This window comes from Streptomyces africanus (assembly GCF_002150735.1).
GTDB classification, from domain to species: Bacteria; Actinomycetota; Actinomycetes; order Streptomycetales; family Streptomycetaceae; genus Streptomyces; species Streptomyces africanus.
In genome coordinates this window covers 1-11388 of record NZ_MUKA01000362.1, presented here as the reverse complement: position 1 = coordinate 11388, position 11388 = coordinate 1, and the positions used below count along the sequence as shown (strand labels likewise).

Here is an 11388-nt window from a genome sequence, read left to right as displayed (position 1 = left end):
CCAGGCCCCCGGCCGCGCCCGCTCCGCCGCCTACGGCGCGCCCGCCGAGAACGCCCCCGCGGCCCCCCTCGACCTCGAACCCCAGCGCCAACGGGTCCATGCCCAGATCAACGCCCGCTTCACCATGGTGCCGCCGGAGCTCTGACCGAACCCATTTCCGAAAACCCGACCGAATTCCCCCGGGGTGCTCATCGGAGCGCCCCGCCGCACAATTCAACACTTGTCAATAACGTTTCATGCAAAGTCTGTTGAGCAGTCACCCACGACCAATTCTCTACCAGTGGGTAACTCATAGGCTCAGACCATGCGCCGAGCAAAAATCGTCTGCACACTGGGCCCCGCCACCGACTCCTACGACCAGATCAAAGCCCTGGTCGACGCCGGAATGGACGTAGCCCGCCTCAACCTCAGCCACGGCGAACACGCCGAACACGAGGAGCGCTACCACCGAGTACGAAAAGCCGCCGACGAAACCGGCCGCAGCGTCGGAGTCCTCGCCGACCTTCAAGGCCCGAAAATCCGCCTCGGCCGCTTCACCGAAGGCCCCGTACTCCTCGAACGCGGCGACACCTTCACCATCACCGTCGAAGAAGGCACCGAAGGCGACCGCACCATCTGCGGCACCACCTACGCCGGCCTCGCCACCGACGTCACCACCGGCGAACGCATCCTCGTCGACGACGGCAAAGTCTGCCTCGAAGTCACCCAGGTCGACGGCCCCCGCGTCCACACCACCGTCGTCGAAGGCGGCGTCATCTCCGACCACAAAGGCCTCAACCTCCCCGGCGTCGCCGTCTCCGTCCCCGCCCTCTCCAAAAAAGACGAGGCCGACCTCCGCTGGGCCCTGCGCACCGGCGCCGACGTCATCGCCCTCTCCTTCGTCCGCACCGGCCGCGACATCCAGGACGTCCACCGCATCATGGACGAGGAAGGCCGTCGGCTCCCCGTCATCGCCAAGGTCGAAAAACCCCAGGCCGTCGAGAACATCGACGACATCGTCGCCGCGTTCGACGGCATCATGGTCGCCCGCGGAGACCTCGGCGTCGAAATGCCACTGGAACAGGTCCCGATCGTCCAGAAACGCGCGATCAAACTGGCCAAACGCAACGCCAAACCGGTGATCGTGGCGACCCAGATGCTCGACTCCATGATCGACAACGCCCGCCCGACCCGCGCCGAAGCCTCCGACGTCGCCAACGCGGTCATCGACGGCACGGACGCCGTCATGCTCTCCGGCGAAACCAGCGTCGGCAGGCACGCCATCGAAACGGTCAGGACGATGGCCCGCATCGTCGAAGCGGCGGAGGAGGATCTTTTGGCCAAAGGCCTCCCGCCGCTCACGGAACGCAACAAACCCCGCACCCAGGGCGGCGCGGTAGCCCGGGCAGCGGCCGAAATGGGCGACTTCCTGGGCGCCCGCTTCCTGGTCGCCTTCACCCAGTCCGGCGACACGGCCCGCCGCCTCTCCCGCTACCGCTCCCCGATCCCCCTCCTCGCCTTCACCCCCGACCAGGCCACCCGCTCCCAGCTCAGCCTCACCTGGGGCGTAGAGACCTTCCTCGGCCCGGAGGTCGGCTCGACGGACGCGATGGTCGACCAGGTCGACGAACTGCTGCTCCGCTACGGCCGCTGCCAGAAGGGCGACACGGTCGTCATCACGGCGGGCTCGCCCCCCGGCGTCTCCGGCTCGACGAACATGGTCCGAGTCCACCACATCGGCGAGGACGACAGCCCGAAGTAGGGAGCCGTCAGTACTTGGGGCCTACGTGGGCGTCCATGAGGGCTATGGAGGCTTTGCGGGCGATGGAGATGTTGAACGGGTCGCTCCCGCGGGCCAGCGTGCTCCATTCGACGCCCACCGTGTCGAGGGCCTCCGTGAAGAGCTTCCGGATGTCGTCTGACTTGTTGGAGAACAGGTACCGCGGGTATTCATAGCGCTTGCGCTCGCCGGCGACCATGCGGGTCGTCCAGTTGGTGATACGGCAGCCGTCGGAGTGGATGAGGCCCCGGACGAATTCCCAGGGGTGGGCGTCGACGATGGCTTGCTGCCAGGGCTCGAGAACGATGGGACGGTCGTGTTTCTTGCCGGGGCCGTGCTGCGGGAAGAGGCAGTGCAAGTGCTTCGAGTAGACCTTCACGTTACGGCAGCCGGTCTTGCGGACACGGCAGACCGAGTTCTCCGGGAAGACGGCACGCATGGCCCGTTCGCAGTCGTCCATGAGGCCAGGCCATGATTCCGTGCAGGTGATCATGAGGTTGGGCACGCGGTGCTCGGAGTAGTGGCTGATATGGCCGTCGCCGAGGTACAGGCCGAGCAGATAGGCATAGGCGGCCTCGTCGAGCTCCCGTCCATCACATCGGGGGCACTTCGGGTCGTGGCGTCCAGGGCACTCGCCGCGTGCAGCCCGGTCCAGGTGCTTCCAGTAGCCGACCGTGCCCAACGGCACGTTCAGGCTGCGGGCCACGTCCGCGTTCTTCGCGCCGCCGCGCAGCAACGTGAGAGCCCTCTGTCGCACTTCAGTGCCATGAAAGTTCATGCGACTACCCTGCGTCACCGACCGTGACCGTGGGCAGCAAAAAGCGGAGAACCACGCGAACGTGATCCTCCGCTTCTGATCTTGTTGTGCCCGGTGTGGGATTCGAACCCACATGCCCAATGGGCACGGCATTTTGAGTGCCGCGAGTCTGACCAGTTCCTCCAACCGGGCAAGTCAGGGGACCGATCAGCAGTGTACCGGTTCACTGTGTGGCCTCGCTGCTAGGTACGCTCTTGGGAGCAGTACCGGCCTGCCCCTACCAAGGAGCCCACGTGAGCGCCCCCGAGTCGCCCCAGCCTGTTGACGTGCCTGAAGACGACAAGTCGCACGTGCCTCCGATGACGACGCGGGTCGTCATCGCCGAGGACGAGGCCCTGATCCGGCTCGATCTCAAAGAGATGCTGGAGGAGGAGGGGTACACCGTCGTCGGTGAGGCCGGGGACGGGGAGCAGGCCGTGGAGCTGGCCCGTGAGCACCGGCCCGATCTGGTGATCCTGGATGTGAAGATGCCGAAGCTGGACGGTATCTCCGCGGCCGAGAAGATCGCCGAGGAGAGCATCGCGCCGGTGTTGATGCTGACGGCGTTCTCGCAGCGCGATCTGGTGGAGCGGGCCCGGGACGCCGGTGCCATGGCGTACCTGGTGAAGCCGTTCAGCAAGACGGACGTCGTGCCGGCGATCGAGATGGCCGTCTCGCGTTTCACGGAGCTGAAGGAGCTGGAGAAGGAGGTCGCGGACCTCACGCTGCGGCTGGAGACGCGCAAGCTGGTGGACCGGGCCAAGTCGATCCTCCAGACGGAGTACGGGCTGACGGAGCCGGCGGCGTTCCGGTGGATTCAGAAGACGTCGATGGACCGGCGGATGTCGATGCAGCAGGTCGCGGAGGCGGTCATCGAGGACGCCGAGGAGAAGAAGTCCAACAAGGGCTGAGAGGCAGAGCGAGAGGCCCGCTGCCTGCACAAACTGCTCGCGTCCCTGAGTCCGGCCATGTGCTGACCGCGTGGAGTCAGCCGACCGGCCAGGTGCGCTTGGCCGCCCAGGTGCCGAAGCGCTGCCAGCCGATCTCCGGAAAGTCGCGCCGCAGTGCGTCCACGTCCACATCGAGGCCGACCTCGGTGAAGTAGCGGAACATCGCGGCGAGATCGGCCGAGAAGGCCTCGACGTGGGTGATCGGCAGCCGCTCGAAGACGATCGGCCGGCCGCATGCGCCGGTCAGGGCTTCCGCGATCTCCGGGCAGGTCAGCTTGTCGGAAGCGATGTCGATGCGCCGGCCCGCGAACTCCTGCGGCCGCGCGAGAACATGGGCCGCGAAGGCACCGATGTCCCGCGCGGGAATCAGCGTCAGCGGCCGGTCGGCCGGCATCGGCAGCACGAACCGGCCTTCACGCAGACCCTCGAGCGACCACTCGACCGTGTAGTTGTCCATGAACGCGGCCGGGCCGAGGATCGTCCACGGCACACCCAGCCCTCGCAGGTGCCGCTCGATGCGGTACTTGCTCTCGAAGTGCGGAATGCCCGTGCCGCGGTCGGCGTGCGCTGCCGAGGTGAACACGATGTGCCCGACACCGCGGGCGGCCTCCAGCAGGTCGATGCCCTGCCGGACCTCGGTCTCCGGGTCCGAGCCGAACGGCGTGGACATCGCGAACAATCCGTCGGCGCCCTTCAGGGCGGCCTCCAGTGACGTGCTGTCGTCGAAGTCGGCCGCGTGCACCTCGGCGCCGTAGGCCCTCAGCGCGTGTGCGGCGGCTGAGTCGGGAGTGCGGGTCAGGGCCCGGACCTTGAAGCCCTGATCGAGTAGCGAGCGGGCGGCCGCGCCGCCTTGGGCGCCGGTCGCTCCGGCGACGGCCACCACGGGCCGATAGGATTCCTTCGTCATGCGGTTTACCGTACAACGCAGTTACTGCGTTGCGCAGATATTTAGGGGTGTGCATGCTGATGGACGATCTCCAGCAGGAGTCCCGCCGCTACCTGGCCTCGTACGTCATGTTCAACCAGGCGGTCGCGGACCATCTCAAGCTGCACCCCACCGACGTCCAGTGCCTCAACCTGCTGACCGCCGAGCCCGGCCCGTTCACCACCGGCCGGATCGCCGAACTCACCGGCCTGACCAGCGGGTCGGCCACCCGGCTGGTCGACCGTCTCGAGAAGGCCGGATACGTGGTCCGGCACCGCGACAGCACCGACCGCCGCCGGGTCCTGGTGGAGCCTGTCCCGGAGGCGATGCGGGATCTCACGGAGCTGTGGTCCGAGCTGAGCCAGGGATGGCGGGCGATGTTCGCCGACTACACCGAGGACGAGCGCGCCCTGTTGTACCGGCACATGCAGCGCACCGTTGAACTCTCCCGGCAGCAGATCGCCCGCCTGCGCGACAAGGGCTGACCGCTGCCCAACGCAAAACGCTCGGCCGGCAAACCCCGGCCGAGCGCCTGCGCGGACCTCTTCGTATACAGGCCGGACCTCAGTCCTCGCCAAGGTACGCCTTGCGTACCGACTCGTCGTGCAGCAGGTCCTGCCCCGTCCCGGAGAGGACGACGTTGCCGACTTCCATGACGTGGCCCTGGTCGGCGAGGGAGAGCGCCGCCTGGGCGTTCTGTTCGACGAGCAGGATGGTCGTGCCCTGGGACTTCAGCTCGGAGATCGTCGCCATGATCTTCTGCATCATGATCGGGGAGAGGCCCATGGAGGGTTCGTCGAGCATGAGGAGCTTGGGCCGGGACATCAGGGCGCGGCCCATGGCGAGCATCTGCTGTTCGCCGCCGGAGAGGGTTCCGGCGGCCTGCTTGCGGCGTTCCCCGAGGATGGGGAAGAGGTCGTAGGCGCGCTGGATGTCCTTTTCGATGCCGTCTTTGTCCTTGCGGAGGAAGGCACCGAGCTGGAGGTTCTCGGCGATGGTGAGGCGGGGGAAGATGTGCCGGCCTTCGGGGGAGTGGGCGAGGCCGAGGGCGACGATCTTGTGGGCGGGGACGCCGCTGAGCGGCTTGCCGTCGAAGACGATCTTCCCGGACGTCGGCTTGAGCAGACCCGACAGTGTGCGCAGTGTGGTCGTCTTGCCGGCGCCGTTGGTGCCGATGAGGGTGACGACCTGGCCGGCGTCGACGCTGAAGGAGATGCCTTTGACGGCTTCGATCTTGCCGTAGGAGACCCGGAGGTCCTCGACTTCGAGGAGTGCGGTCACTGGGCTTCTCCCTTGGTGCTGCTGGCGGTGCCGGGTGCGTCGGCGGCGGCTCCGGCCGCGGCTTCGGCTGCTTCGACCTCTGCGGCCTCGGCTTGCCCGGGGTCGCCTTCGAAGGGTTCTCCGAGGTAGGCGGCGATGACGCGTTCGTCGGCCTGGACGACGTCGGAGGTGCCTTCGACGAGCTTTTCGCCCTGGACGAGGACGGCGACGCGGTCGCTGAGGTTGAAGACGAAGCGCATGTCGTGCTCGATGAGGAGGACGGCGACGCCCTTGTCGCGGATGGCGAAGACCAACTCCTCGGTGGCCCGCGTCTCCTGCGGGTTCATGCCTGCCGTCGGCTCGTCCAGCAGGAGCAGCCCGGGCTCGCTGGCCAGCGCCCGTGCGATCTCCAGTTTGCGCTGTTCGCCGTAGGGGAGGTTGCGGGCGAGGTGGTCGCGCTTGTGGGCGAGGCCGATGAACTCCAGGAGTTCCATGGCGCGTTCCTCGCTGGCGCGTTCGGCTTTCTTGAAGCCGGGGCCGCGCAGGAGGGCGGACCAGAGGCCTTCCTTGGTCCGGGTGTGGCGGCCGACGAGGACGTTTTCCAGGACCGTCATGTTGGCGAAGAGGCGGATGTTCTGGAAGGTCCGGGCGATGCCGGCCTGGGTGACCAGGTGGGGCTTGGGCGGCAGGACGGTGCCCTTGTAGGAGACCGTGCCTTCCGTGGGGACGTAGAGGCCGGTCAGGCAGTTGAAGAAGGTCGTCTTGCCGGCGCCGTTGGGGCCGATGAGTCCGACGATCTCGCCGGCGTTGACCGTGAAGTCGACGGAGCGGACGGCGGTGAGGCCGCCGAAGCGCATGGTGACGTCGCGTGCTTCGAGTACAGGTGTCGTCATGGTGGTTACGCCCCCGCCTTGGTGACGGCCGGTTCGTCGGTCAGCGTGGTTTGTTTGGGTACGTCGAGTTGGCCGGTCTCGTGGAATTCGAGCTGGCGCCGGCGGTTGGCGATGATGCCTTCGGGGCGGAAGCGCATCAGCAGGATGAGTGCGATGCCGAAGGCGAGGAGCGACTTGTCCTGGAGGAACACCAGCTTTTCGGGGAGCAGGTAGAGCAGGGCCGCGCCGAGGAGGGGGCCTGCGACCGTGCCCATGCCGCCGAGGACGACCGCGGCCAGGAGGAACGCGGAGTTGGGCGGGGTGGAGCCGGCGAACTGGTAGGGCGTGGGGACGACGCTGTAGGTGACGTGGGCGCTGACGGTGCCGGCGAGGCCGGCGAGGGCGGCGCCGAGGGCGAAGGCGACGAGTTTGACGCGGAAGCCGTTGATGCCCATGGCGGTGGCGGCGGTCTCGTCCTCGCGGATGGCGATCCAGGAGCGGCCGATGCGGGAGTCCGCCGCACGCGTGTAGACCAGGACCACGATGGCCATGATGAGGACCATCAGCAGGTAGTAGTTGGCGAACCGGCCGAGGGTGAATCCGCCGATGTCGTGGGGCTGGCCGAAGTTGAAGCCGAGGAGGTTCAGGTCGGGGATGTTGGCGATGCCGTTGGGGCCGTTGGTGACGTCGGGTCCGGAGTCGCCGTCCATGTTGTTGACGGCGATGCGGAAGATCTCTCCGAAGCCGAGGGTGACGATGGCGAGGTAGTCGCCGCGCAGTCGCAGGGTCGGGGCGCCGATGAGGACGCCGAAGACGAGGGAGGCTGCGGCGCCTGCCAGGGCGGAGGCCCAGAAGGGCAGGTGGACGCCGGAGATGGTGGAGAACTCGGAGCCGGAGACGAGGGCGGCGGTGTAGGCGCCGACGCCGAGGAAGGCGACGTATCCGAGGTCGAGGAGTCCGGCGAGGCCGACGACGATGTTGAGGCCGAGGGCGACCGTCCCGAAGATCAGGATGTTGACGCCGATGTTGGCGTAGTGGTCGTCGGTCTGGGTGAAGGGGAAGGCGATGGCCGCGGCGAAGCCCATGGCGAGGGTGAAGCTGCGGTTGCCGGCGATCAGCTGGGAGAAGCGGTCGAGCAGGCCGGCGGTGTGCAGGGCCCACATGGCGAAGGTGACGACGAAGAGGTAGCCGACGAAGAGTTCGCCGTACTCGGTGTCGATGCCGTAGGTGAAGACGGCGAGGCCGATGATCGTGACGATGGTGATGGCGGCTCGCTGGACCCAGCCGTTGCCGAGCTGGGCGGCGGGGATGCGGTCGGGTTTGGCGATGTAGGCCTTGAGGGCTGCCTTGGTGCCGTCGGTGCCGGTTTTCTCCTGGGGAAGGGCGAAGGCGCCGAGGAGGGGCAGGAGGGAGGCGATGGCCGCGATCCAGCCGCCGGGTTCGAGGTTGACGACGCCGCCGAGTTCGGCGCTGATGGCGATGACGGTGAACCAGGTGACGGCGAAGCCGCCGAGGGCGGTGAGGACGAGGGGTGCGTTGTTGCGGGCGGGCAGCAGCCAGCCGAGGCCCCGTATGCCGTAGGAGGCGAGGGCGAACAGGGCGGTGAGGACGCCGGCGGTGAAGGTCAGCCACTGCAGGCCGCCGGGGTAGCCGTTGATGGTGAGGTTGCCGGGGAACTCGGCGGTCCAGGTCCAGGCGAGGAACGCGGAGGCTGCGGTGGCGACGCCGCCGGCGAGCAGCAGGGCGCGTGCGGCTGCGGCGGGCAGGGGTATGAGACCGCGCGGTGCGGGCGTCGGGGTGGGGACGGCGTCCGGCGCGGGGGTCTTCTTGGTCGTCTCGGTCATGTGATCACGCCCTGTCCGCGACGCGCTCGCCGAGCAGGCCCTGGGGCCGGAACAGGAGCACGAGGATGAGGAGGCAGAAGGCCCACACGTTGGCCCAGCTCTGGCCGCCGAGCTGCGACATGCCGGGGATCTCGTCGATGTAGGCGGAGGCGAGGGTTTCGGCGATGCCGAGGACGACGCCGCCGAGCATGGCGCCGTAGATGTTGCCGATGCCGCCGAGGACGGCGGCGGTGAACGCCTTGAGGCCCATGAGGAAGCCCATGCGGTAGTCGACGTTGCCGTACTTGAGTCCGTAGGCGACGGCCGCGACGGCGGCGAAGAAGCCGCCGATGGCGAAGGCGATGACGATGATGCGGTTGGTGTCGATGCCCATCAGCTGTGCGGTGTCGGGGTCCTGCGCGGTGGCCTGCATGGCGCGGCCGGTGCGGCTGCGGCGCACGAAGACGGCCAGGGCGGCCATGCAGCCGACGGCGGCGAGGATGAGGAAGATGTCGGCGTCCTTGATGGTGATGGAGCCGATGTCGTGGGTGGCGTCGAGACCGGGGAAGGCGCGGGCGCGGTCGGCGCCGGGGTAGAAGTTGCGGACGACTTCCTGGAGGGCCAGGGAGAGGCCGATGGCGGTGATGAGGGGTGCCAGGCGTGGGGCTCCGCGCAGTGGCCGGTAGGCGAACCGTTCCGCTCCGACGGCGATGAGGATGGCCACGATGGCGCCGCCGAGGAGCATCAGGGGTACGGCGAAGACCATCGAGGTGCCGTCGGGGAGGATGTAGAAGTAGACCGTGAGGGCGCCGAAGGCGCCGGTCATGAAGATCTCGCCGTGCGCGAAGTTGATGAGCTGGACGATGCCGTACACCATCGTGTAGCCGATGGCGATCAGCCCGTACATCGAGCCGAGAAGCAGCCCGTTGGCCAGCTGCTGCGGCAGGGTGTTCACCGCATGGCCTCCATGTCGCTGGTGGTCGTGTGCACTGGATGCGTGCGTGGTCGCGTGCTGTGTGGGGGTGTGAAAACGGGCCGCGCGGTCGGGGTCCTCCTCCCGCGCGGCCCGTGGTGCGGCTATTGGGGGGCCGGGACTACTTCAGGTCGGCGGTGCCCGTCTCGACGTCGTTCCACTTGCCCTTTTCGACCTGGTACACCGTCAGCTGCTTGTTGGTGGTGTCGCCGTACTGGTCGAAGGAGATCTTGCCGGTGAGACCTTCGAAGTCGGACTTCTGGACTCCGTCGACGACCTTGGAGCGCAGGTCGTTGATGTCGCTGGGAACCTTGCCGCCGTTGGCGTCGGCCGCGGCCTTGACGGCCTTGATGATGGCGGTGGCGGCGTCGTAGGCGTAGGCGCCGTACGCGCCGTAGTCGCCCTTGTAGCCCTTGTCCTTGTAGGTCTGGATGAACTGCTTGGCGGCGGGCAGGGTGTCGGCGGGGACACCGATGGCGGTGGCGAGGTCGCCTTCGGCGGCCTTGCCGGCGGCCTCGATGTAGGTGGAGGCGAACATGCCGTCGCCGCCGAACAGCGGAATCTTGACGCCGGCGTCCTTGAGCTGCTTGGTGATCAGCGCGGACTCGTCGTACTGGCCGCCGTAGTAGAGCAGGTCGGCACCGGAGTTCTTGATCTTCGTGACGAGGGAGCCGAAGTCCTTGTCGCCGGTGTTGACGTGGTCGGTGGCGACGACCTTGCCGCCGAGCTTCTTGAACTGCTCGTTGAAGATCTTCGCGAGGCCGGCGCCGTAGGTCTGCTTGTCGTCGACGACGAAGGCCTTCTTCTTCTTGAGGCCGTTGTACGCGTAGCCGGCCGCGAAGCTGCCCTGGAGTTCGTCGGTGGTGGCGGTACGGAAGTACGTCTTGAACGGACGCTTCTTGTCCGTCTGCCAGTTCTTGCCCTGGGTCAGCTCGGGGGCGGTGTTCGCCGGGGAGATCTGGACCATGTTGGCCGAGGCGAAGACCTGCTGCATCGTCTGGGCGACGCCGGAGTTCAGCGGGCCGACGGCGCCGACGGCGGTCTTGTCGCCGGTGAAGGTGGTGGCGTTGGACTGGCCGGTGGCGGGCTGGGCCTTGTCGTCCAGGGCCTTGAGCTTGAATTTCACGCCCGGGACCCAGTTGTTCTTGTTGGCGTCGTCGACGGCGATCTGAGCGCCGTACTGGATGCCGAGGCCGGTGGTGGAGTTCTCACCCGACAGGGGGGCGTCGACGCCGATGGTCAGCGTGGTGCCGTTGCCGCTGTCTCCGCTCTTGTCACCGCTGTCGTCTCGGGAGCCGCAGGCGGTGAGAGTCAGAGCTCCGGTCGTCAGAACGGAGGTAAGAATCACCAAGGAACGCTGTCGCACGATCAGTCCTTTCACAGGCAGGCCCGCCCTGGTCGGGGGGTGAGTGCCGCGCTGGTACCGAACTCCCGATGGAGCGGTGACTGGCCGTGACTCTAAGCCCGTGTGGAGGCGGGGTCAGCGGCGTGGGCTGGCTTGTGACTTTCTTGTTATGACGCGATGGATGCCCGGCTTCGGTGGCGGCCCCTCTCGGCGGGTTTGGTGGATTTTCTCCGTGGTCCGCATTCTGAGAACGCGCACTTCCGGTTGGCCGTGGCTGAGATCGTGCGTCCACCGGGGCGCGGGCGGCCGAATCGGGGGCCAGCGAGGTCCGGGGAGCGGCTGCGGCCGAGGGCGGAACTGAGCTGTTGTATTGCGCGCGCGTTACGGAGCGTTACGCCGAGAAAAGGGACGGCCCGCGTCCGGGGAGAGTTCCGGCTCGCCGGGAAAGGTGATTTCCGCGGTGATGCGATGGGCCGGCTTGCCGGCCGACTCGGTGAGGCACGGCAAGCGCCGCTCGTGGGGGAGCCGAGGACCGGTCGTCGGTGGTGGGCGCCTGGAGGTGGCCGGGGTCACGGCGGTCACGGCCACCGATACGGGTTCGGGCGTGCGGGGTGGCCCGCGGGCCGGTGGTCGGGGCCCACCGCGGCGGGGGCGCGCGGCCCGGGGGTGCAGCGCGGGTCGGTGG

General features: G+C 67.7%; 10 protein-coding genes, 1 tRNA gene and 1 pseudogene. 4 read left to right on the top strand and 8 right to left on the bottom strand.

Translation table 11 applies throughout. The annotated features are described in order from the left end of the window. Positions 1-145: pseudogene (locus CCL05_RS47635) on the top strand (SIMPL domain-containing protein); the annotation flags it as partial. Between the two features lie 159 nt (positions 146-304). Further along, positions 305-1741 carry a pyruvate kinase gene (pyk, locus tag CCL05_RS36005; protein ID WP_086564854.1) on the top strand — a complete coding sequence of 479 codons (1437 nt, stop codon included), beginning with the start codon at positions 305-307 and terminating at the stop codon, positions 1739-1741. Positions 1742-1748: 7 nt separating this feature from the next. On the opposite strand, the gene CCL05_RS36000 is transcribed toward pyk, so the two are convergent. Next, positions 1749-2537 carry a hypothetical protein gene (locus CCL05_RS36000; RefSeq protein WP_086564853.1) on the bottom strand — a complete coding sequence of 263 codons (789 nt, stop codon included), beginning with the start codon at positions 2535-2537 and terminating at the stop codon, positions 1749-1751. A gap of 87 nt (positions 2538-2624) precedes the next feature. After that, positions 2625-2708 (bottom strand) — tRNA-Leu (locus tag CCL05_RS35995). A 101-nt stretch (positions 2709-2809) separates the two neighbouring features. On the opposite strand from CCL05_RS35995, the gene CCL05_RS35990 reads away from it, so the two are divergent. After that, positions 2810-3466 carry an ANTAR domain-containing response regulator gene (locus CCL05_RS35990; protein WP_086564852.1) on the top strand — a complete coding sequence of 219 codons (657 nt, stop codon included), beginning with the start codon at positions 2810-2812 and terminating at the stop codon, positions 3464-3466. A gap of 76 nt (positions 3467-3542) precedes the next feature. Here the strand turns inward: CCL05_RS35990 and CCL05_RS35985 are convergent, their stop codons facing one another. Beyond that, complete coding sequence (locus CCL05_RS35985) at positions 3543-4412, bottom strand: NmrA/HSCARG family protein (RefSeq protein ID WP_086564851.1); 870 nt, start codon at positions 4410-4412, stop codon at positions 3543-3545. A 53-nt stretch (positions 4413-4465) separates the two neighbouring features. Here CCL05_RS35985 and CCL05_RS35980 point away from each other — a divergent pair, with 53 nt between their 5' ends. Then, positions 4466-4915 carry a MarR family winged helix-turn-helix transcriptional regulator gene (locus tag CCL05_RS35980; RefSeq protein ID WP_086564850.1) on the top strand — a complete coding sequence of 150 codons (450 nt, stop codon included), beginning with the start codon at positions 4466-4468 and terminating at the stop codon, positions 4913-4915. A gap of 79 nt (positions 4916-4994) precedes the next feature. On the opposite strand, the gene CCL05_RS35975 is transcribed toward CCL05_RS35980, so the two are convergent. From CCL05_RS35975 to CCL05_RS35955, 5 genes are all read right to left on the bottom strand, one after another. Beyond that, positions 4995-5711 (bottom strand): ABC transporter ATP-binding protein, encoded by a 717-nt coding sequence (locus CCL05_RS35975; RefSeq protein ID WP_086564849.1) that lies wholly within the window; start codon positions 5709-5711, stop codon positions 4995-4997. Then, the gene (locus CCL05_RS35970) at positions 5708-6583 is read right to left on the bottom strand and encodes an ABC transporter ATP-binding protein (RefSeq protein ID WP_086564848.1); all 876 of its coding nucleotides are present in this window, start codon (positions 6581-6583) and stop codon (positions 5708-5710) included. The genes CCL05_RS35975 and CCL05_RS35970 overlap by 4 nt, the downstream gene beginning before the upstream one ends. A gap of 5 nt (positions 6584-6588) precedes the next feature. Beyond that, the gene (locus CCL05_RS35965) at positions 6589-8406 is read right to left on the bottom strand and encodes a branched-chain amino acid ABC transporter permease (RefSeq protein WP_086564847.1); all 1818 of its coding nucleotides are present in this window, start codon (positions 8404-8406) and stop codon (positions 6589-6591) included. A 4-nt stretch (positions 8407-8410) separates the two neighbouring features. Continuing rightward, positions 8411-9340, bottom strand: coding sequence for a branched-chain amino acid ABC transporter permease (locus tag CCL05_RS35960; RefSeq protein WP_086564846.1), 930 nt, complete (start codon positions 9338-9340; stop codon positions 8411-8413). Positions 9341-9479: 139 nt separating this feature from the next. Further along, positions 9480-10709 carry a branched-chain amino acid ABC transporter substrate-binding protein gene (locus CCL05_RS35955; RefSeq protein WP_086564845.1) on the bottom strand — a complete coding sequence of 410 codons (1230 nt, stop codon included), beginning with the start codon at positions 10707-10709 and terminating at the stop codon, positions 9480-9482. Positions 10710-11388: the final 679 nt, after the last annotated feature.